The organism is Microbacterium proteolyticum (assembly GCF_014192415.1).
GTDB lineage: Bacteria > Actinomycetota > Actinomycetes > Actinomycetales > Microbacteriaceae > Microbacterium > Microbacterium proteolyticum.
This window is the reverse complement of sequence record NZ_JACHXY010000002.1, coordinates 175,493-197,099: the sequence shown is the minus strand read 5'-3', so window position 1 is coordinate 197,099 and position 21,607 is coordinate 175,493. Positions and strand designations below refer to the sequence as shown.

Below are 21,607 nucleotides of genomic sequence, written 5' to 3'. Positions count from 1 at the left end.
GTGATCACCTTCCGGTGCGCCCCGGCGTGCGCTTCGGATCGGGCGGAAGGGGGCGATACGCCCGTGAGCCGTGAAAGGCGCGGCCACGTCATCGGAAGGAGAACTTCGTGACCACGAAGTCTCAGGACCGCCGCAAGGTGCGTCTGTCGCGCGCCCTCGGCGTCGCACTCACCCCCAAGGCCGCCCGCTACCTCGAGAAGCGTCCCTACGCTCCCGGCGAGCACGGCCGCACCAAGCGCAAGGCCGACAGCGACTACGCCGTCCGTCTCCGTGAGAAGCAGCGTCTGCGCGAGCAGTACGGCATCCGCGAGAAGCAGCTGCGCATCGCGTTCAACGAGGCCCGCCGCACCGACGGCCTGACCGGTGAGAACCTGGTCGAGCTGCTCGAGATGCGTCTGGACGCCCTCGTCGTGCGTTCGGGCTTCGCCCGCACCACCGCGCAGGCTCGCCAGCTCGTCGTGCACCGCCACATCATGGTCGACGGCCAGCTGGTGGACCGCCCGTCGTTCCGCGTCAAGGCCGGTCAGCTGATCCACGTCAAGAGCAAGAGCGAGGGTCTCGAGCCCTTCCAGGTCGCCGCCGCCGGTGGTCACGCCGAGGTTCTGCCCCCCGTTCCGGGCTACCTCGAGGTCGACCTCTCGACGCTGCAGGCCCGCCTGCTCCGTCGTCCCAAGCGCGCCGAGGTGCCCGTCACCTGTGACGTGCAGCTCGTCGTCGAGTACTACGCCGCCCGCTGATCCCAGCGAGCAACGAAGGGCGTCGGGTTCTCCCGGCGCCCTTCGTCGTTCCCGCGTCGTGTCCGAGGCAGAGCCCGGCACCCAGCGGCGGCGCGGTCTCGAACGGTCACGGAAAGCCGGCGGCGGCATTCGACGAGCTGCTTTGCGCGGTGCACAGGGGCCGTCGCCTACGATGAAGGATGCCGCGAACGCGGTGTCGCATCGAGGAAGAAGTGGTGATCGTGAAAAGCGTTGTCTGGTTCGCGTTGGGTATCGCCGGCGGATTCGTCGCCGCCCACCTCGTCAACAAAGACCCCCGCGGTCAGGAGTTGCTCGCGCAGCTCGACTCCCGTATCGGCGAGTTCACCGACCACATGAGCGACGCCTACCACGAGCAGGAGACCCGCCTGTCGGACATCCTCGACGACGCCAAGGGCGTCGCCGCCTCGGCCGCAAGTCACGTCGCGGAAGCTGCGGACCATGCCACCGACGCCATCGGCAATGCCGCCGCAGCGGCCAAGAAGACCGTTTCGCCCTCCGACTGACCTCTCTGCGCCCTTCGTCCCGCCGCCGCGGGACGGGTGCGCACGCGCACGGAAAGACCCGCCATGAAAACCGCCGAGATCGCCCAGCGCTTCCTCGACTTCTTCGAGAAGAAGAACCACACGATCGTCCCCTCGGCCTCGCTCGTCACCGACGACCCGGCCCTGCTCTTCACCGTGGCGGGCATGGTGCCCTTCATCCCGTACCTCAGCGGCGTCGTGCCGCCGCCCTACCCGCGCGCGGCGGATGTGCAGAAGTGCATCCGCACCAACGACATCGAGGAGGTCGGCAAGACCCCCCGCCACGGCACCTTCTTCCAGATGCTGGGTAACTGGTCGTTCGGCGACTACTTCAAAGAAGACGCCATCCGTTTCGCGTGGGAGCTGCTCACCGGCCCCGAGTCGGAGGGCGGTCTCGCCTTCGACCCGAAGGACCTGTGGGTCACCGTCTACGAGGAGGACGACGAGGCGCACGACCTCTGGCGTTCCCTCACCCCGCTGCCCGAGGAGCGCATCCAGCGCCTCGGCAAAGACACGAACTACTGGTCGACCGGTCTTCCCGGCCCCGCAGGCCCCTGCTCCGAGATCTTCTTCGACCGCGGACCCGACTACGGCATCGACGGCGGTCCCGCCACCGACGACGACCGCTACGTCGAAATCTGGAACCTCGTGTTCATGCAGTACGAGATCACGAACGTCCGCTCCAAGTACGACTTCGACATCGTCGGCGAGCTCCCCGCGAAGAACATCGACACCGGCATGGGCCTGGAGCGCATCGCGTTCATCAAGCAGGGCGTCGACAACATGTACGAGACCGACCAGGTGCGACCGGTGCTCGACCTCGCGGCGAAGCTCGCCGGGAAGTCCTACGGCAACGAGTCCCACGAGGACGACGTGCGTCTGCGCATCGTCGCCGACCACGTGCGCTCCTCGCTCATGCTGCTCGCCGACGGAGTGACCCCCTCGAACGAGGGTCGCGGCTACATCCTGCGCCGCATCATGCGCCGCGCGATCCGCTCGATGCGCCTGCTGGGCGTCGAAGGCGCCACGTTCCCCGAGCTGTTCGCCGCGTCGCGCGACGCGATGAAGGAGTCGTACCCCGAGGTCGAGGCCGATTACCCCCGTCTCTCCGCCTACGCCATCGCCGAGGAGCAGACGTTCCTGCGCACACTCGCGGCGGGATCCGCCATCCTCGACCAGTCGGTCGCCCAGGCCAAGACCGGTGGCGGCACGACCCTTTCGGGGTCGGAGGCGTTCCTTCTTCACGACACCTACGGGTTCCCCATCGACCTGACCCTCGAGATCGCCGAAGAGGCGGGTCTGACCGTCGATCGTGGGTCCTTCGACCAGCTCATGCTCGAGCAGCGCACACGCGCCAAGGTTGACGCCCGTGCCCGCAAGGGCGCCATCGCCGATCAGAGCGCCTACCGCGAGTTCCGAGCCCTCGGTGAAACGGTGTTCACCGGCTACACCGAGCTTCAGACGCAGTCCAAGGTCCTCGGCATCCTGATCGCGGGTCAAGGCAGTGATCGCGCGTCCGAGGGCCAGATCGCCGAGATCATCACCGCCGAGACCGCCCTCTACGCCGAATCGGGCGGCCAGGTCGCCGACAAGGGGACCATCGTCGGCCCCGGTTACGCCCTCGAGGTGCTCGACGTGCAGCGTCCGGTGCCGGGCCTCATCAGCCACACCGTCGAAGTCACCACCGGTGAAGTGTCGGTCGGCGCCCCGGCGACGACCGTCGTCGACGCGCTGAATCGCCACTCGGCACAGCAGGCGCACACCGCCACGCACCTCGTGCACGCCGCGATCCGCGACACGCTGGGCAAGACGGCGACGCAGACCGGTTCGCTCAACCGCGCCGGATACATGCGGTTCGACTTCAGCTGGGGCTCTGCCCTGTCGCCCGAAACCCGCACCGAGATCGAAGACATCGCCAACAACGCCGTGCGCGACAACCTCGAGGTGACCACGCGCGTGATGTCGCTCGACGAGGCCAAGGCCGCGGGCGCGATGGCACTGTTCGGCGAGAAGTACGGCGACACGGTGCGCATGGTCGACGTCGGCGGACCCTGGTCGCGCGAACTCTGCGGCGGCACCCACGTCGCCCGAAGCTCCGAGATCGGGCTGGTCAACCTCGTCGGCGAGCAGTCCGTCGGCGCCTCCAACCGGCGCGTGGAGGCCCTTGTCGGCCTCGACGCCTTCCGCGACCTCGCCGCCGAGCGCGCGATCGTGTCGCAGCTGTCGACGTCGCTGAAGACGCCGCGCGAGCAGCTGACGACGCGCATCTCGGAGCTGGCGGCGAGCCTCAAGGCCGCCGAGAAGAAGATCGCCGCCTTCGAAGCGCAGGCCCTCACGGGGCGTCTGCCGCAGCTGGTCGAGTCGGCCGTCGCCGTCGGCTCGGTGCGCGTCGTCGCACAGAGCCTGGGGGAGGGCGCATCGGCCGACGATGTGCGCTCGCTCGCGCTGCAGGTGCGCGACCGTCTGGGCGCCGACCCCGCGGTCGTCGCCCTCTCCAGCGTCACCGGCGGCCGCGCCACGGTCGTCGTCGTGACCAACGAGGCCGCTCGCGAACGCGGACTCGCCGCCGGCGCTCTGGCGAAGGGGGCCGCCGGCGTCCTCGGCGGAGGCGGAGGCGGTCGTCCCGACGTCGCCCAGGGCGGCGGAACGGATGCCACGGCCCTGCCGCAGGCGCTCGAGGGCATCGTCGCGGACGTGCGGGCGACCACCGCGTGACGGCGTTTCGGCGCGGCATCCGGTTGGGGATCGATGTCGGGCGTGCCCGTGTGGGCGTCGCCCGGTCGGACCCCGACGGGGTGCTCGCCGTTCCCGTCGAAACGGTGCCGCGCAAGGGCGAGTCGGTGCGCCGCATCGCGGCCCTCGCCGCCGAGTACGAGGCGTTCGAGGTGCTGGTGGGACTGCCGCTGAACCTCCGAGGAGAAGACACGCCGTCGACGACCGATGCACGTGGCTTCGCGGAGGCGCTTGCGGCGGCTCTGCCGATGCCCGTGAGGTTGGTCGACGAGCGTCTCAGCACCGTATCGGCGCACAGCGTTCTGCGGGAGGCAGGACGTTCCCAGCGTGCTTCTCGTAGCATTGTGGACCAAGTCGCCGCTGTGGTGCTGCTGCAGCAGGCGCTCGACGTCGAGCGACAGTCCGGTGAGCCGGCCGGACCCGCCATATCACCGGGACAGGAGCCCGCCTGACATGCCCGAGAATCAGCCGCCCGAGAGCGATCCGTTCGCCGACCTCTACGGGCGTCTGCCCGACCCGCGCAAGGGGACACGGGCCGACGACGCACCGCCGTCGCGCCGCGCAGCCCGCGAGGCCCGCGCGGCGGGCGGGGATGCGCCCGACGCTCCGGACAGCGCGCGATTCGACGCCGCTCGCCGCGCACCCGGTGACACGCCGTCGACTCCCGCCCCCGAAGACATGACGCCCGCGCCGGCGCCGGACGCCCCGGTCGCTCGCCCGGCCGCCGAGACCTCGCCGGATGTCGCGCCGCGCTCCGCCATGCAGAACGACCCGTCACGTGACGCCGGAGCGCAGGAAGTCCCGGCCCGCCCGCGCGACGCCGCGCCGCCCGCTGGAACGCGCCGCCCCACCGCCCGCACCACGGGGGGTCGTGACGCAACCCCCGGACCGCGCCGAGGCAGTGCACCCTCGCGCGACGTCGAACCAGCGCGAGAGCCCGTCCTGGTGGGCGCCGGTGCCGCCTCCGCCTCGGCATCGTCGGCCCCGGGGTCGGCGGCATCCGGGTCCCTCGAACAGCTCTTCACGGGCCAGACCACGACGCACGACATCGGCCAGCCCGTGCCAGCGCCGTCGCGGAAGCGCCGCCACGTCGGCCGCTGGATCGCCCTGGCCGTCGTGGTACTCCTGGTCGGCGGAATGGTCGGCGGCGGGATGGCGCTGTGGAACACGTACGGCGATCGGGTTCAGGCCTTCCTCGGTCAAGAGGAGTCGGTCGACTTCGAGGCGGGCCAGGCCACCGGCGAGACGCGCGTCACGATCGTTTCGGGCGACACCGGGGAATCGGTCTCACCGAAGATGTTCGAGGCCGGCGTGACCAAGGCATCGAACTCGCTGTACAAATACATGGTCGACAACTCCGTCGCCTTCACGTTCCAGCCCGGCGTCTACAAGCTGCAGCAGCAGATGACCTCGGAAGCCGTGCTCGCCGCCCTCCGCCTCCCCGAGAACCGCCTCGACTACTCGGTGCAGCTGCGTGAGGGCCTGACGCTCGCGCAGTCGCTCGATCTCATCTCCGAGCAACTCGGCCTCGCGCGCGCCGATCTCGACGCAGCCGTCGCCGACCCTTCGCAGTACGGCGTGAGCGCCACCACGCTCGAAGGCTGGATCTTCCCCGCCACGTACGATTTCGACGAGGGTGTGACCGCCGCGCAGGTCATCGACAGGATGGTCACGCGCACCATGCAGTCGCTGGACACCGCGGGCGTACCCGAGGGCGACCGCGAGCGGATCCTCATCATCGCCTCCATCATCGAGCGCGAAGCGCGCAGCAGCGAAGACTTCTACAAGGTCTCGCGCGTCATCGAGAACCGCCTGCAGCCCTCGAACCAGGAGACGTTCGGCAAGCTCGAGATGGACTCGACGGTGCAGTACGGCGCCGGGGAGATGGGCAGCGGGTCGGTCAGCACGTCCGAAGAGGCCCGCAACAGCGACAACCCGTGGAACACCTACATGTACCCGGGCCTGCCGATCGGACCCATCGCGAACGCGGGCGATCTCGCCATCGACGCCGCGATGAAGCCCGCCGACGGCCCGTGGTTGTACTTCGTGACGGTCAACCTCGACACCGGCGAGACCGTGTTCACCTCGACGTACACCGAGCATCTGGCGGCCGTCGAGCAATGGCGGGCGTGGTGCGCCGACAACCCGAACTCGGGATGCTGACCGACCCCACGCGCCTGGCCGTCTGGGGCGACCCGATCGCGCACTCGCGGTCGCCCCGGCTGCACGCGGCGGCGTACGGCGTGCTCGGGCTCGAGTGGGAGTATGGGCGCCAGCGGGTGTCGACCGATGCCTTCACCGATCACCTCGCGCAGTTGGATGCGACCTGGCGCGGTCTCTCGCTCACGATGCCGCTCAAGACGGTCGCCGCGCGGACGGCCCGCTCCCTCGACGAGGATGCGCGTCTGACGGGCGCGGTCAACACCTTCCTGCTCACCGACGACGGCCCCCACGGCTTCAACACCGACGTCGGGGGACTCGCCCGCGCCCTCGCGGAGATGGGCGTGCGCTCCCCGGCTGCGGTGCGTGTGCTCGGCGCCGGGGCGACGGCGACGTCGGCCGTCGTCTCCGCCGCGCGCGTGGGCGCGGGTCTCATCGAGGTGCGCGCACGTCGCCCCGATGCCGCCGAGTCCCTCCGCCGGCTCGGCGACGCGCTCGACGCCGAGGTGCGCGTCCGAGCGGTCGACGACGACACGGTCGATCCGGTCGACGCCACGATCGCCGCGCTCCCCGGGGGCACCGACCTCGGCCCGGTCGCCGACCTCCTGGCATCCGGGTCCGGTCCTCTCGTGGACGTCGTCTACGGCGGATGGCCGACGCCGCTCGCCCAGGCGTGGAGTCGTGCGGGAGTCGCCGCGCACAATGGTCTCGGCATGCTTCTGCACCAGGCGCTCCTGCAGGTGCGCGTCTTCGTCACAGGCGACCCCGACCGCCCGCTCGACCGCGAGGATGCGGTGCTGGCCGCGATGCGCACCGCGCTCGTGGGAGACTAGAGGAATGCTTCGCGTTCTCACGGCCGGCGAGTCCCACGGCCCCGAACTGATCGCCCTCATGGAGGGGATGCCGGCCGGCGTCCCCGTCTCGTCCGCGCAGATCCGCGCCGAACTCGCGCGCCGCCGCCTGGGTTACGGTCGCGGGTCGCGGATGAAGTTCGAGGAAGACGAACTGACGCTCTCGACCGGCATCGTGCACGGCTTCACGATCGGAAGCCCGATCGCGCTGCGCATCGGCAACACCGAGTGGCCGAAGTGGACCGAGGTCATGAGCCCCGAGCCGATCGAGCTGTCCGACCGGTCGCGTGGTCGCGGTGCCGCCCTCACGCGCCCGCGTCCGGGCCACGCCGATCTGGTGGGCATGCAGAAGTACGGCTTCGACGAGGCGCGTCCGATCCTCGAGCGCGCCTCCGCCCGCGAGACCGCGGCGCGCGTCGCCCTCGGCGCCATCGCACGGTCGTTCCTGAACGAGCTCGGTATCCGCCTCGTGAGCCACACGCTCTCGATCGGCCCGGTGCGCGTGCCCGATGACGCCGCGTTCCCGACCCCCGACGACGTCGACCTGCTCGACGCCGATCCGCTGCGCTGCTTCCACGCCGAGACCAGCGCCGCCATGGTGGCCGAGGTCGACGACGCCAAGAAGGCGGGCGACACGCTCGGCGGCATCGTCGAGGTGCTCGCCTACGGCCTGCCGCCGGGGCTCGGCTCGCACGTGCAGTGGGATCGTCGACTGGATGCCAAGCTCGCCCACGCCTTGATGAGCATTCAGGCCATCAAGGGCGTCGAGGTCGGCGACGGCTTCCTCACCACGACTCGTCGCGGGTCGCAGGCCCATGACGAGCTGTTCGCCACGGGCGAGGGGATCACGCGCTCCTCCGACCGCGCGGGTGGCACCGAGGGCGGCATGTCGACCGGCACGGTGCTGCGCGTCCGCGCCGGCATGAAGCCGATCGCCACGATCCCCAAGGCCCTGCGTACGGTCGACGTCGCCACCGGCGACACCGCCGCGGCCCACCACCAGCGTTCCGACGTCTGCGCGGTGCCGGCCGCCGGCGTCGTGGCCGAGGCCATGGTCGCCGTCACCCTGGCCGACGCCGTGCTCGACAAGTTCGGTGGCGACAACATCGTCGAGACGCGTCGCAACCTCGAGACCTACCTCGCGAATCTGCCCGAGACGCTGCGCACGACCGACGCGTCCGACGCGGGGCTCCTCGCGCATGACCTCGCCTGAGGTCGCTCCCGACGCGGCGCCCGGCTCGGCCGTCGTGCTCATCGGACCGATGGGGGCGGGCAAGACCAGTGTGGGCCGCCGCGTCGCCCGCGCGCTGGGCACGCCGTTCACCGACACCGACAAACTCGTCGTGCGCGACCACGGCCCCATCCCGGCCCTCTTCGTCGCCCACGGCGAGCCGCACTTCCGCGCCCTCGAACGCGAAGCCGTGGCCGAAGCCCTGGCCCGCGGCGGAGTCGTCGCGCTCGGCGGCGGGGCCGTGCTCGACCCGGTGACCCGGGAGCGGCTCACCGCGCATCGCGTGGTCCTGCTGACCGTGGCGCCGCACGTCGTGGCATCCCGCATCCACGGCGACGAACGCCCGCTATTGGGCGGGGAAGACCCCGTCGCCCGCTGGCAGCGCATCTACGACGAACGACGGTCCGTCTACGAGCGGACCGCCGACATCACCTTCGACACGTCGTCGGGACCGCTCGTGCGCGTCGTCGACGACATCGTGGCCTGGGCACGCCGTGTGCCGGCCGGAGAGACGGCATGACCGACACCACCACCATCAGCGTCGCCGGTGATGCCGGCTACGACATCACGATCGGCCGCGGACTGCTCGCCTCGCTGGGTGAGAAGCTGCCCGCGGCGGCCCGCAAGGTACTCGTGGTGCACCCGCCGACCCTCGCGAAGCAGGCCGAGGCGTTGCGCGCGCAGCTCATGGGGGACCGGCAGGTGCTGCTCGCCGAGATCCCCGACGCCGAGGCCGGCAAGCGAGTCGAGGTCGCGGCGTTCTGCTGGCAGGTGATGGGCCAGGCCGACTTCACCCGCACCGACGTCGTCATCGGCTTCGGCGGGGGATCGGTCACCGACCTCGCCGGTTTCGTCGCCGCGACGTGGTTGCGCGGCGTCGCGCTCGTGCAGGTCCCGACCACGGTGCTCGGGATGGTGGATGCCGCGGTGGGCGGCAAGACAGGGATCAACACCGCCGAGGGCAAGAACCTCGTCGGCGCGTTCTGGCCCCCGGCCGCAGTGATCTGCGACCTCGACCTTCTCGACACGCTGTCGAGGAACGAGGCGACCGCCGGGTTCGCCGAAGTGGTGAAGGCCGGTTTCATCTGGCATCCGGAGATCCTCGACCTCATCGAGGCCGACCCCGAGGGCGTCGTCGACCCTCGCGGCGACGCGTTCCGTCGGTGCATCGAACTGGCGATCGACATGAAAGCGCGCGTCGTGGGCGAAGACCTCCGCGAAGCGGGCCTCCGCGAAGTGCTGAATTACGGGCACACGCTCGGCCACGCGATCGAGCACGCCGAGCGCTACCGCTGGCGTCACGGCGCGGCCATCTCGGTGGGCATGGTGTTCGCGGCCGAGTTGTCCCGACTGGCCGGACGCCTCTCCGACGACGTCGCACAGCGGCACCGCACCGTGCTCGAATCGCTGGGGCTGCCGACGACCTACCGCGCCGGGGCCTTCCAGACGCTGAAGGCGACGATGCAGCGCGACAAGAAGAGCCGCGGCGCGATGCTGCGCTTCATCGTGCTCGACGACCTCGCGCGCCCGACCGTGCTGCAGGCCCCCGACGAGTCGCTGCTGTTCGCGGCGTATCAGGAGGTCGGCGCGTAGGTCCCGACGCCGGCGCTCGACGCGGACGCGAACGACGAACGGCCCCGCCTCCCGGAGGAGGCGGGGCCGTTCGTCGTTCGGTCAGACGCTCGCGGGGACGCGTTCCTCGGCCCGCAGCCCGAGCTGGTCGGTGGGGACGTTCTTCGTCTCCCGCGCCGTCAGGGCGCTGACGGAGGCGATGATCGCGATGACCGCGGTGAAGATGCTGATGACGACCCATCCGCCCGCGCCGCCACCACCGAGAGCGGCGACGATGCTCGGTGCGAAACCGGCCATGAGGAAGCCGAGCTGCGTGCCGATCGCCATGCCCGAGAAGCGCACACGGGTGCTGAACATCTCGCCGTAGAACGACGGCCACACGGCGTTGGCGGCGGCGTATCCGCACGAGAACGTCAGGATCGCCAGGCCGAAGGTGAGCAGGTCGTTCCCGGCGCCCATCGACAGCATGTAGAACGGCATGAAGACCGCGGACGACAGCGCGCCGTAGATGAAGACGGGCTTGCGACCGATGCGGTCGGCGAGCTTGCCGAACAGCGGCTGTGTGAAGAGCGCGACCACGTTGGCCACGACGACCAGCCACAGCGTCACGCTGGCGGCGAGGCCGACCTCCTTGCCGTAGGCGATCGCAAGGGTGCCGAAGACGGTGGAGACCGCGGCGATGAAGGCGCAGAAGATCACACGGAGCACGTCGCGCCAGTGGTTCTTGAGCAGGGGCACCAGCGGCATCCGGGCGATCTGGCCGGTGGCCTTCGCCTGCTCGAACTCGGGGGTCTCGTGCAGGCTCCGGCGGATGAAGAACGCCACCACGACGACCACTGCACTCAGCCAGAACGGCACGCGCCAGCCCCACGAGAACTTGATGTCGTCGGGCAGGGCGACGACCGGGATGAAGATCAGGGCCGCGAGGATCTGGCCGCCCTGGGTGCCGGTCAACGTCCACGACGTGAAGAACGAGCGACGGGTGTCGGGGGCGTGCTCGAGGGTCAGCGATGACGCTCCGGCCTGCTCACCGGCGGCGGACAGCCCCTGGGCGAGGCGGCACAGCACGAGCAGGGCCGGCGCGAACCAGCCGATCTGCGCGAAACCGGGCAGGCAGCCGATGATGAAAGTCGACAGCCCCATCAACAGCAGGGTGAACATCAGCACCTTCTGGCGCCCGATGCGGTCACCGAAGTGGCCGAGGATGACGGCTCCGAACGGGCGCGCGATATACGCGAACCCGAACGTCGCGAACGACATCACGAGTGCCGCCTGGTCACCCGAGGGGAAGAACACCGTCGGGAAGATGAGGGCGGCGGCGGAGCCGAACAGGAAGAAGTCGTAGTACTCCACGGCGCTGCCCATGAAGCTGGCCGTGGCCGCCTTCACGGGAGTCTTCCGCGTCGTTGCGGTGGTGGTCATGAACGGATGCTCCTTAGCGGGCGGCGGCCGGTCCGACGGTGGTGTCGGCGGCTACGAGGTCGAGGAAGTGGGTGGTCATGCGGTCGGGGTCGGGTCGCGTCCCCGTGATGAGGGCGAACGCGTCGACGGCCTGGTGGACCGCCATGCGTCCGCCGCTGAGAGTGCGGCAGCCGCGCTCGCGCGCGGTGATCAACAGCTCGGTGTCGAGCGGCCGGTAGACGATGTCGGCGACCCACAGCTCCGGGCGCAGCAGGGCGGCGTCGAGGGGGAGCCCCGGGTGTTCGGCCATGCCGACGGGAGTGCAATGCACGAGACCGTCTGCGCCGGCCAGCACGTCGGCGAGCCGGTCGGGCGCAGCGGTGTCGACGACGGCGAGCGGATGCCGCGACGCCAGGTCGTCGGCGAGGGCCGCGGCGCGTACGGGGTCGAGGTCGACGATGCTCAGCCGCGCGGTACCCAGACGCAGCAGTGCGTCGGCGACGGCCGAGCCCGCACCTCCCGCGCCCAGCTGGACGACGTGCCGGGTCTCGGCATCCGGGAGCCCGTCGACGAACGCGGCGGCGAAGCCGGTGGTGTCGGTGTTGTGGCCGACACGCCCGGTGGGCGTGAACAGCACGGTGTTGACCGCACCGAGGGCGGCGGCGACCGGGTCGATGCGGTCGAGGTGGGCGAGCACGCTCTGCTTGCAGGGGTGGGTGACGTTCACGGCGTCGTAGCCGAGGCGTTCCGCCCAGGCGAGCACGTCGCCGATGCGCTCGGGGTCGATGCCGAGGGCGGTGAGGTCGAGCGGGCGGTAGACGTAGGTCATCCCGAGGGCGCGAGCTTCGGCCATGTGCATCGGCGGGGTGAGCGAGGGGAGGACCCCGGTGCCGATGAGGCCGACGAGGTAGGGGTGCGCGTCGATCACGGTACTCCTTCGTGTCCGTGGGACCGGTTATGTACTAACCGGTACGTTCAGAGGAAACCATGAGCGGGGCGCGCTGTCAACGACGAATTCCGGATGCCACGCGGTCGGCGCCCGACGCAGCTCGCGTTGCGGCGACCGGCGCCGCGCCGCCGCCTCGCGGGTCGTGCCGCCGCGATCCCGCTACACGCACGCGGGTCACCCATCCCGCCGACTGTCCCGGACACGCCGTGCCGCTCCCGCGCATGCGGCGCGTCCTGGACGCTCGACAGAGGGGCGGGCGCAGGTGCGCGGGGCGTCGCGCCCGGGGAGGGGCGTGCGCGGAGGACGCGCGGGCGCGGGTCAACGGGCGGGCGCGGTCAACCAGCCGACGACCACGTCACCGAGGGCGGTGCGCAGGTGCGCCCGACGCTCGGGCGAGGCGAGGTCGACGTCGAAGAGGTGACCGAACGTGTACTGGTTCGCGACCTGGAACACGCAGTACGAACTGATCACGAGGTGTACGTCGATCGCGTCGACGTCGGAGCGGAACACGCCCGCCACGCGCCCGCGCTCCAAGATCTCGTCGAGCAGTCCCTTCGCCGGCTGCGAGAGCGTGCGGAGGCCCTCGATCTGGCGGATGAACTCGCCACGATGGATGTTCTCGATCGCGACCAGACGGATGAAGGCCTCGTGTCCCACGTGGTGGTCGAAGGTCAGCTCGGCGAGGGCGCGGATGGCATCCACGGGGTCGGCATGGTCGACGTCGATCGCCCGCTCCGCCTCGCGGATACCGCGATACGCCTCTTCGAGCACGGCCCGGTAGAGGCCCTCTTTGCCACCGAAGTAGTAGTAGATCATCCGCTTCGTGGTGCGGGTGCGGGCGGCGATCTCATCGACGCGGGCGCCGGAGAAGCCGTCTTCGGCGAACACCTCGGTCGCGACGGAGAGCAGCTCGGCGCGAGTGCGCTCGGCGTCCCTGCGTGCCTCGGCCATTCGGTCAGACTAGTGGACCCGCTTTGTACCAGCTGGTACATTCGGCGCCCATGAGGACCTCGATGGCGACCGTCTGTATCAGCGGCACCCTGGCCGACAAGCTGCACGCGTGCGCGGAGGCCGGATTCGACGGCGTGGAGATCTTCGAGCCCGACCTGCTCGCCGCTCCCGAGAGCCCGGAGGAGATCGCCGCCCTCGCGGGGCGACTCGGACTCAGCCTCGATCTCTACCAGCCCATGCGCGACGTCGAGGGCGTCGACGAGGAGATCTTCGCCTCGGTGCTGCGCCGCGCCGAGGCGAAATTCCGCCTCATGAACCGCCTCGGCATCGACCTCGTCCTCTGCTGCAGCAACGTCGCCACCGCCACGGTCGACGACGACGACGTCTCAGCCGACCAGTTGCGGCGCCTCGGCGATCTGGCGGCGGGGTACGGCATCCGCATCGCCTTCGAAGCCCTCGCGTGGGGGCGCTTCGTCGACGACTACCGGCGCGCGTGGCGCATCGTCGAGCTCGCCGACCACCCCGCCGTGGGGGTGTGCCTGGACTCGTTCCACATCCTCTCGCGCGGTCACGATCCCGCTGCGATCAGCGGCATCCCGGGCGAGAAGATCTTCTTCGTCCAGCTCGCCGACGCGCCGCGGCTCAGCATGGACGTGCTGTCGTGGAGCCGGCACCACCGTCTCTTCCCGGGCGAGGGCGACTTCGACCTGACCGACTTCACCGCGCGGATCGTGGATGCCGGGTACACCGGGCCGTGGTCGCTGGAGGTGTTCAACGACACCTTCCGTCAGACCGACGCGCGGCGCACCGCGCGCCACGCTCGTCGCTCGCTGCGGTGGCTCGAAGACGCCGTGTCGCGCGCGATGCCGGACGCTCCGGCCGAGCTGCAGATGCTGCCCGACTCGGCCGCCCCCTCCGCCGTCGACTTCGTCGAGGTCAAGGCCGAGGACACCTCCGCGATCGAGGAACTGCTCGGCCAGCTCGGTTTCACCCCGCGCGGACGCCACCGCACCAAGCCCGTGACCCTGTGGACCGCGAGCGACGCGCGTGTCGTGCTCAACGAACAGCACGCACGGGGATGGGAACCGCGCCTGGCCGCGATCGGCCTCGAGGTCGACGACGCCGAGGCGGTCGACCTGCGCATGCGCGAGCTGGGAGTCCCGCGCGCCTATCGCCGCACCTACGCCACCGAGGAGCGCCTCGACGGGGCGATCGCCCCCGACGGCACCGAGGTCTACTGGGCGCAGGCCGCCGACGAGGGCGATCCGGCCTGGGTGCAGGAGTTCGAGCACGGCGAGCCGGAGCTGCCCACCGAGATCACGGGTGTCGATCACGTGAGTCTCAGTCAGCCGTGGGACGCCGTCGAGGAGGCGACCCTGTTCTACACCGCCGGTTTCGCCTTGCGCGTGGACAGCAGCACCGACGTCCCCGGCCCGCAGGGCCTCGTCGCCAGCCGCGTGCTCGTCGCCGCGGGCGGGGGCGTGCGCCTACCTCTGAACGTCGCGCCCCCGATCCTCGCCGCCGAGCGGGCGGGCGTCGCCCTCCCGCAGCACGTCGCCTTCGTCTGCGCCGACGTGCGCGCAGTCGCCCGGGCGGCGCGCGAGCGCGGATTCGCGCCGCTGGAGATGCCCGCCAACTACTACGACGACATCGCCGCGCGCTTCGCGCTGTCGGAGGCAGAGGTCGACGAACTGCGAGAGCTCCACCTCGGGTACGACCAGGATGCCGCGGGGGAGTACCTCCACTTCTACACGCGCACGATCGGCGAGGTGTTCTTCGAGTTCGTCCAGCGCATCGACGCCTACGCGGGCTTCGGCGCGGGCACGGCCCCCGTGCGCCTCACCGCGCAGGGTCGGCGCTGATAGCGTGCCCGACATGACGACGCCCCGCCGCCTGCTGCTCGTGAACGGCCCGAACCTCAACCTGCTCGGCACCCGCCAACCCGAGATCTACGGGCGCGACACACTCGCCGACGTCGAGCGTGTCACCCTCGAGGCCGCCACGCGGCACGGTTTCGAGACGCGCGCCGTGCAGAGCAATCACGAGGGCGTGCTGATCGACGCGATCCACTCCTCGCGCCTCGACTGCGCCGGGATCGTCATCAACGCGGGGGGACTCACGCACACCTCCGTCGCGCTCCGCGACGCCCTGGCATCCGTCGATCTCCCGGTCGCCGAGGTGCACATCTCGAACATCAAGGAGCGCGAGACGTTCCGGCACTTCTCCTACATCGAAGACGTCGCGGTCGTGCACGTGATCGGCGAGGGCGTACCGGGCTACGCGCGGGCGGTCGACCTGCTCGTCGAGGTCATCTCGGGCCGAGCCGACGGCTGAGGCGTCCGCGACCCGCATCCCGTCGCCCGCCCGTGCACACCCCGCGATCGCGTCCGCCGCGGGGCATCACGTAGACTCGGTCGCTGGGTGTGCGCCGGAGCGCCGCCTCTCCTCACACGAAACGGAATACTGGCACTCATGGCATCCACCGCAGACATCAAGAACGGCGTCGTCCTGAACATCGACGGTCAGCTCTGGAGCGTCGTGGAGTTCCAGCACGTCAAGCCCGGCAAGGGCGGCGCGTTCGTCCGCACGAAGCTGAAGAACGTCATGAGCGGCAAGGTCGTCGACAAGACCTTCAACGCCGGCGCCAAGATCGAGACCGAGAACGTCGACCGCCGCGACTTCACCTACCTCTACAACGACGGCGACGGCTTCGTCTTCATGGACGTCGCCGACTACGACCAGATCACCGTCGGATCCGCCACCGTCGGCGACGCCGCGAACTTCCTGCTCGAGAACCAGCAGGTGCAGATCGCGCTGAACAACGGCAACCCGCTCTACGTCGAGATGCCGCCGTCGGTCGTGCTCGAGGTCACCTACACCGAGCCGGGCCTGCAGGGCGACCGCTCGTCGGCCGGTACCAAGCCCGCCACCGTCGAAACCGGCTACGAGATGCAGGTTCCGCTGTTCCTCGAGACCGGCACGAAGATCAAGGTCGACACTCGCACCGGCGAGTACCTCGGCCGCATCAGCTGACGTTGAGCGCCCGCACAAAGGCGCGCAAGCGCGCCCTCGACATCCTTTTCCAGGCCGACGTCCGCGGCGAAGAGCTCGCGATCATGCTGGCCACCGAGGCGAAGCGCGCGTCGAGCGAGCCCGACCGTCAGGCTTCGTGGCTGTACGCACGCGACATCGTCGACGGCGTCATCGACAACGGCGACGCGATCGACGAGCAGATCACCACGTTCTCCAAGGACTGGTCGCTGCAGCGCATGCCCGCCGTGGATCGCGCCCTGCTGCGCATCGCCACGTGGGAGATCCTCTACAACGACGAGGTGCCCACGGCGGTCGCGATCGACGAGGCGGTGGAGCTGGCGAAGGAGTTCTCGACCGACGACTCCGGCTCGTTCGTGCACGGCGTGCTCGCGCGCATCGCGCGTTCATCCTGACCTCCCGCACCCCGACGGCTCGCGACGTGATCCGACGCGGCCCCGGCGTTTCGTCGGCGGTCGCGTCGCGGTCCTGTTGCGCAGGTGGGCGATGCCGCCGAGCGGCGACGCAGGGTGCGTCTGCGGACGCTGAGCAGTGGGCGGCGAGAAACGCGATCGGCGGGCAGAAACGCCACGTCCAGGCGTTTGTTCCCGCGAATCGCGTTTCTTCGAAGGTCAGGCCCTCGGCACAGACGTCGGCACGCGACGCGCACGGTCCGATGTCGGAGGTCTCCGACAGGATGCTCGCGTGACCACCTGGCGCGACCTCGTCCCAAGGAGTGAGCCGGCCGCACTCGAGCCGCTCGCCCTCGGCATCGAGCTGCGTCAGCGCGAGGCGTACGACCCCACCCGGTGGGACGCCCGCACGGTCGTGCCGGTCACCCCGCGCACGCTGGCCCGACGGCAGGACGACCTGCAGCTCGTCGCGCGGCCTCTCGTGCGCGGAACGCGAGACACCTGGATCCGGGCGGATGCCACGTGGGATGCCGTGCGGCGATCGTCCGGCCGCTTCGATCCGGCGAAGGTCCGGTGGTTCGCGGAGCTGCACGCCCTGGCGCAGGCGCTGAAGACGACGGGACCCTTCGCCCCCTCCGGCGACACGGTCGCCCTCGATGCCGTCGACTCGCCCCTGCTCTGGCCGCACCTGCGCGCGGCGGAGGCGCTCGGCATCCCGATCGTCTCGATGAACGCGCAGCAGATCGTGAGCCTTGCGGCCGAGGCGACGGCGCGTGTGGCACTCGACGCCGTGGGCGGGGGAGCGCTCCGCGTGTCCGCCGACCTCGAGATCGACGGGCGGCGGCAGGACCCCGCCCACGCCCGGGCGATCGGCGGCTCCGGGCTGTTCGCGTACGAGCTCGACCGCGACCCCGTACCGCTCGTGCTCGCGGCGGTCGACCTGCCCGCGCCGCTGCCCTCCCTCCTCGGAGGCGGGGTGGTCGAAGTGCCGTCGGACGACGCGGCGGAGTTCGTCGCCGAGGTCTACCCGCGGCTGGCGCGCCGTGCCCCGCTGTCGGTCGGTGCCGGTGTGCCGGCGCCGCCCCCGGCCCGGCCGACCCTCACGCTCGACGTCTCGTACGTCGACGGCGATGCGGTGGAGTACCGCCTCGACTGGGTGTACCCCGGGGGGTACCGTGCCGCCTGGGACGACGACCGCGAGCACGTCGACCGCGACGACCGCGCCGAGGCGCAGATCGGCGAACGGTTCGAGACGGCGTGGATGTCGGCATCCGACCTGTCCCTCGCGCCGCGGGCCACCCTGCGCGATGCGGATGCCGCGGCCTTCAGCGCGCACGTGCTCCCGGCGGTCGACGTGGTCGACGAGGTGCGGGTGCGCACGCGCGGAACCCGCCCGACGTTCCGTGAGCTGCGCGGCGACCCGTCGCTGCGCATCACGACGGTCGAGTCGCTCGATCGCGACTGGCTCGACCTCGGAATCGCGGTGACCATCGACGGCCGGCTGATCCCGTTCGGCGTGCTCTTCACGGCGCTGTCGCGCGGGCGGACGCGCATCAAGCTCTCCGACGGGGCATGGTTCTCTCTCGCCCACCCCGCCCTGCAACGCCTGCGTGAGCTGCTGGAAGAGGCCGCTGCGCTCGACGAGTGGGAGACGGGTCCGCGCGTGCCGCGGACGCACCTCGCCCTGTGGGCCGAGTTCGAAGATCTCGCCGATCGATCCGACGCGGCGGTGGAGTGGCGACAGCTCGCGCGGGCGCTGCGCGACGTCGCCGAAGTACCCGAGGTGGCGACGCCGCCGGGATTCCTCGCCGACCTGCGTCCGTACCAGCGCGAGGGCTTGGCGTGGCTCGCGCTCCTGCACGGGCACCGGCTCGGGGGCATCCTGGCCGATGACATGGGGCTCGGCAAGACCCTGCAGTTGCTCGCGCTGATCGCCCACTCGCGTTCACGAGGCGATGCGCGCCCCTGGCTCGTCGTCGCCCCCACCTCGGTGCTTCCGACGTGGCACGCCGAGGCCGCGCGCTTCGTCCCCGACCTGCGCGTCGCCGTCGTCGAGGCGACGGCCGTGCGGCGCGAACGGACGATCGCCGAGATCGCGGGCGCCGCCGACGTGGTCGTGGCGTCGTACGGGGTCGTCCGAGCCGATGCCGAGGAGTTCGCCGCGACGCACTTCTCGGGGGTGGTGCTCGATGAGGCGCAGTTCGTGAAGAACCCCGCCACCCGCATCCACCGCGCCATCGCGGCGCTGCACACCGACGCGGTGTACGCGGCCACCGGTACACCGATCGAGAACGGACTCGACGACCTGTGGGCGCTGCTGGCACTGACCGCGCCCGGGCTGTTCCCCTCGATCCGGCAGTTCCGCGAGGACTACACCCGGGCCATCGAACGGCTTCCCTCCGACGCGCCCACCGAGCTCTCGGCTGCGGCCACCGGCTCCCACCGCGCCAAGATGCTCGAGAGGCTGCGTCGACGGGTGCGCCCGTTCCTTCTGCGCCGCACGAAGGACGTCGTCGCATCCGATCTCCCGCCCAAGCAGGAGCAGGAGATCGCGGTGCCCCTCGGGCCGGCGCACCAGGCGGTGTACGACCGGGTGCTGCAGCGCGAGCGCCAGAAGGTGCTCGGGCTGCTCGACGACCTCGATCGACAGCGGTTCATCGTCTTCCGCTCGCTGACGCTGCTGCGCATGCTGGCGCTCGCGCCGGGCCTGGTCGACGACCGTGACGCGAGTCTCGGCTCCGCCAAGCTCGACGTGCTGCTCGACCGGCTCGTCGAGATCGCCGCCGAGGGACACCGCGCGCTGGTGTTCAGTCAGTTCACCTCGTTCCTCGACATGGCGGCGCAGAGATTGGATGCCGCAGGCCTCGCCTACGCGCACCTCGACGGCAGCACCACACGGCGTGGCGACGTGGTCGCGGGCTTCCGCGAGGGTGATGCGCCGGTGTTCCTCATCAGCCTCAAAGCCGGCGGATTCGGCTTGACGCTCACTGAGGCCGAGTACGTGTTCGTGCTCGACCCGTGGTGGAACCCCGCGGCCGAGGCCCAGGCGATCGACCGAGCCCACCGCATCGGGCAGGACAAGAGCGTGTTCGTCTACCGGTTGATCGCTGCGGGCACAATCGAAGAGAAGGTGCTGGCCCTGCAGCGCCGGAAGGCCGCACTGTCCGAGGCGGTCATCGACGACGGCGAGGCCTTCGCTGCGGCGCTCGATGCCGAAGACATCCGTGGGCTCCTCGGGCCGTGACGGGAACGGAGCGGTCGGACTTCCGGCTTCGGCTCTCGGGGGAGGGCGCGGTCGATCCCGGGGTGCGGTTCGGCGTCCGTTTCCCGCGCAGCGCCACGCCCACCGCCCGCCCAGGCGACCCCCGCGTAGACTCAACAGGTTCCGTCCACGACACAGGAGCGACATGAGAGTCACCGGCCTCGGCCACGCAGGCATGTTCATCGAGACGGCGGGCGGCAGCATCCTCTGCGATCCCGTCATCGGTCCGAGCTTCTTCGGCTCGTGGTTCCCGTTCCCCGACAACCGCTCCCTCGACTGGGAGCGTTTCGGCGCGGCCGACTTCCTCTACATCTCGCACCGCCACCGCGACCACTTCGACCCGGCGCTGCTCGAGCGGTACGTGTCGAAAGACATCGCGGTTCTCCTGCCCGAGTACCCGACAGACGACCTCGAGCAAGATCTCATCGCCCTCGGCTACACGAACCTCGTGCGCACCGAGGCGGGAGTGCCCCTGCAGTTCGGCGACCTGAAACTCATGGTCACCCCCCTGCGCGCGCCCTCCGACGGCCCCATCGGCGACTCGTCCCTCTCGGTCGACGACGGCACGGCATCCGTGTTGAACCAGAACGACTCTCACCCGCTGGATCTCGACACGCTCTTCGACTTCGGCAAGCCCGACGCGTACTTCACCCAGGTGTCGGGCGCGATCTGGTGGCCGATGGTCTACGACCTGCCCCAGGACGCCAAGCAGAACTTCGCCCAACTCAAGCGCGACGCGCAGAACAAGCGCGCGATGTACTACATCGACAAGGTCGACGCGCCTCATGTGTTCCCCATGGCGGGGCCGCCGATGTTCCTGCGGGACGAGCTGTTCCGGTACAACGGCACCGGGCTCGAGAACGACTCGATCTTCACCGACCAGCGTGAATTCCTCGCGCACATGAAAGAGCAGCGCCCCGACCAGAAGGGGTACCTGTTCCTCCCCGGCACCGAGGTCGAGGTGCAGGGATCCGACGTGACCGTCACCCAGACGCTGTACACCGACGACGAGATCGAGCGCGTCTTCGGCGACAAGTGGAACTACCTCGCCGAGCAGCGCGACAGCCGCCGGAACGAGATCGCCGCCGAAGTGGCATCCCGCTCCGAGATCCTGCCGCCGGAAGAGATGCTCGCCGCGATCAAGGAGTGGTGGGAGCCGCTGCTTCGCCGCGCCCGCACCATCCGCAACGGCGTCGGGGGAGCGGTGCGATTCCGCATCGGCGAGCTCGACATGGTCGTCGACTTCCCCAAGGCGAAGGTGCGCGAGTACGCCGGCGAGGACTGCATCTACTGGTACACGATCCCCGCCGACCTCGTCTCGACGAACATCCGCGATCACGAGATCGACTGGTCGAACTCGATCTTCCTGTCGATGCAGTTCGAGGTCGGTCGCTCGGGCAAGTTCAACGAGTTCCTCACGACGTTCCTCAAGTGCCTGTCGCGCGACCGCATCGAGTATGTCGAGAACTGGTACTCCGAGCAGTCGGACCAGACCGAGGATGCCGAGATCGACGGCTGGACCGTGCAGCGTCGGTGCCCGCACCTGCGCGCCGATCTGACCAAGACCGGCAAAATCGAGGACGGCGTGCTCACCTGCTCACTGCACGACTGGAAGTGGGACCTCGCGACGGGTCGATGCCTGACGACGACCGGTCACCCGATCCGCTCGTCGGGCATTCGCGCGACGGGGAGTGGCGAACGTGCCGCCGCCGAGGTCGCCGCGGGCTGAGATCGCCGACCCAGGGGCCCCCGCGGGAGGACAATCCGGGAACGGA

Annotated in this window: 18 protein-coding genes and 2 pseudogenes; 17 read left to right on the top strand and 3 right to left on the bottom strand. The window is 70.3% G+C overall.

What is annotated here, in order from left to right; genetic code table 11:
- Positions 1 to 107 precede the first annotated feature (107 nt).
- From rpsD to aroB, 9 genes are all read left to right on the top strand, one after another.
- Positions 108 to 737 carry a 30S ribosomal protein S4 gene (rpsD, locus tag FHS07_RS09175; protein WP_183419620.1) on the top strand — a complete coding sequence of 210 codons (630 nt, stop codon included), beginning with the start codon at positions 108 to 110 and terminating at the stop codon, positions 735 to 737.
- Positions 738 to 958: 221 nt separating this feature from the next.
- Complete coding sequence (locus FHS07_RS09170; RefSeq protein WP_183419619.1) at positions 959 to 1,261, top strand: ATPase; 303 nt, start codon at positions 959 to 961, stop codon at positions 1,259 to 1,261.
- A gap of 63 nt (positions 1,262 to 1,324) precedes the next feature.
- Positions 1,325 to 3,994 carry an alanine--tRNA ligase gene (alaS, locus tag FHS07_RS09165; RefSeq protein WP_183419618.1) on the top strand — a complete coding sequence of 890 codons (2,670 nt, stop codon included), beginning with the start codon at positions 1,325 to 1,327 and terminating at the stop codon, positions 3,992 to 3,994.
- Entirely contained in the window at positions 3,991 to 4,464 is a 474-nt protein-coding gene (ruvX, locus tag FHS07_RS09160) for a Holliday junction resolvase RuvX (RefSeq protein ID WP_183419617.1), read from the top strand. Before alaS ends, ruvX begins: the two co-directional genes overlap by 4 nt.
- Position 4,465: 1 nt before the next feature.
- Positions 4,466 to 6,175 (top strand): endolytic transglycosylase MltG, encoded by a 1,710-nt coding sequence (gene mltG / locus FHS07_RS09155; protein WP_183419616.1) that lies wholly within the window; start codon positions 4,466 to 4,468, stop codon positions 6,173 to 6,175.
- The gene (locus tag FHS07_RS09150) at positions 6,142 to 7,005 is read left to right on the top strand and encodes a shikimate dehydrogenase (RefSeq protein ID WP_343054662.1); all 864 of its coding nucleotides are present in this window, start codon (positions 6,142 to 6,144) and stop codon (positions 7,003 to 7,005) included. Before mltG ends, FHS07_RS09150 begins: the two co-directional genes overlap by 34 nt.
- Before the next feature lie 4 nt (positions 7,006 to 7,009).
- A complete protein-coding gene (gene aroC, locus FHS07_RS09145; protein ID WP_183419615.1) occupies positions 7,010 to 8,236 on the top strand; it encodes a chorismate synthase in 1,227 nt (408 codons plus the stop codon).
- Positions 8,223 to 8,774 (top strand): shikimate kinase, encoded by a 552-nt coding sequence (locus FHS07_RS09140; RefSeq protein WP_183419614.1) that lies wholly within the window; start codon positions 8,223 to 8,225, stop codon positions 8,772 to 8,774. The genes aroC and FHS07_RS09140 overlap by 14 nt, the downstream gene beginning before the upstream one ends.
- Positions 8,771 to 9,847, top strand: coding sequence for a 3-dehydroquinate synthase (gene aroB / locus FHS07_RS09135; protein ID WP_183419613.1), 1,077 nt, complete (start codon positions 8,771 to 8,773; stop codon positions 9,845 to 9,847). Before FHS07_RS09140 ends, aroB begins: the two co-directional genes overlap by 4 nt.
- 81 nt (positions 9,848 to 9,928) lie before the next feature.
- Here aroB and FHS07_RS09130 read toward each other — a convergent pair whose 3' ends face one another.
- From FHS07_RS09130 to FHS07_RS09120, 3 genes are all read right to left on the bottom strand, one after another.
- A complete protein-coding gene (locus FHS07_RS09130; RefSeq protein ID WP_183419612.1) occupies positions 9,929 to 11,248 on the bottom strand; it encodes an MFS transporter in 1,320 nt (439 codons plus the stop codon).
- 13 nt (positions 11,249 to 11,261) lie between these two features.
- A complete protein-coding gene (locus tag FHS07_RS09125) occupies positions 11,262 to 12,155 on the bottom strand; it encodes a shikimate dehydrogenase (RefSeq protein ID WP_183419611.1) in 894 nt (297 codons plus the stop codon).
- Positions 12,156 to 12,494: 339 nt separating this feature from the next.
- Complete coding sequence (locus tag FHS07_RS09120) at positions 12,495 to 13,127, bottom strand: TetR/AcrR family transcriptional regulator (RefSeq protein WP_183419610.1); 633 nt, start codon at positions 13,125 to 13,127, stop codon at positions 12,495 to 12,497.
- 50 nt (positions 13,128 to 13,177) lie between these two features.
- Here FHS07_RS09120 and FHS07_RS09115 point away from each other — a divergent pair, with 50 nt between their 5' ends.
- The 8 genes and pseudogenes from FHS07_RS09115 (at position 13,178) to FHS07_RS16925 (ending at position 21,561) form a co-directional block, all read left to right on the top strand.
- A complete protein-coding gene (locus FHS07_RS09115; protein WP_183419609.1) occupies positions 13,178 to 14,989 on the top strand; it encodes a sugar phosphate isomerase/epimerase and 4-hydroxyphenylpyruvate domain-containing protein in 1,812 nt (603 codons plus the stop codon).
- 13 nt (positions 14,990 to 15,002) lie between these two features.
- The gene (locus FHS07_RS09110) at positions 15,003 to 15,461 is read left to right on the top strand and encodes a type II 3-dehydroquinate dehydratase (RefSeq protein ID WP_183419608.1); all 459 of its coding nucleotides are present in this window, start codon (positions 15,003 to 15,005) and stop codon (positions 15,459 to 15,461) included.
- 138 nt (positions 15,462 to 15,599) lie between these two features.
- Complete coding sequence (gene efp, locus FHS07_RS09105) at positions 15,600 to 16,160, top strand: elongation factor P (protein ID WP_183419607.1); 561 nt, start codon at positions 15,600 to 15,602, stop codon at positions 16,158 to 16,160.
- A gap of 2 nt (positions 16,161 to 16,162) precedes the next feature.
- Positions 16,163 to 16,573 carry a transcription antitermination factor NusB gene (nusB, locus tag FHS07_RS09100; protein ID WP_183419606.1) on the top strand — a complete coding sequence of 137 codons (411 nt, stop codon included), beginning with the start codon at positions 16,163 to 16,165 and terminating at the stop codon, positions 16,571 to 16,573.
- Positions 16,574 to 16,862: 289 nt separating this feature from the next.
- The gene (locus FHS07_RS16485; protein ID WP_183419605.1) at positions 16,863 to 19,814 is read left to right on the top strand and encodes an SNF2-related protein; all 2,952 of its coding nucleotides are present in this window, start codon (positions 16,863 to 16,865) and stop codon (positions 19,812 to 19,814) included.
- A pseudogene (locus tag FHS07_RS16905) lies at positions 19,780 to 20,178 on the top strand (MBL fold metallo-hydrolase); the annotation flags it as partial. The gene FHS07_RS16485 and the pseudogene FHS07_RS16905, both read left to right, overlap by 35 nt.
- Before the next feature lie 762 nt (positions 20,179 to 20,940).
- A pseudogene (locus FHS07_RS16930) lies at positions 20,941 to 21,300 on the top strand ((2Fe-2S)-binding protein); the annotation flags it as partial.
- A 54-nt stretch (positions 21,301 to 21,354) separates the two neighbouring features.
- Positions 21,355 to 21,561 (top strand): Rieske (2Fe-2S) protein, encoded by a 207-nt coding sequence (locus FHS07_RS16925; RefSeq protein ID WP_484502661.1) that lies wholly within the window; start codon positions 21,355 to 21,357, stop codon positions 21,559 to 21,561.
- The last annotated feature ends 46 nt before the right edge of the window (positions 21,562 to 21,607 follow it).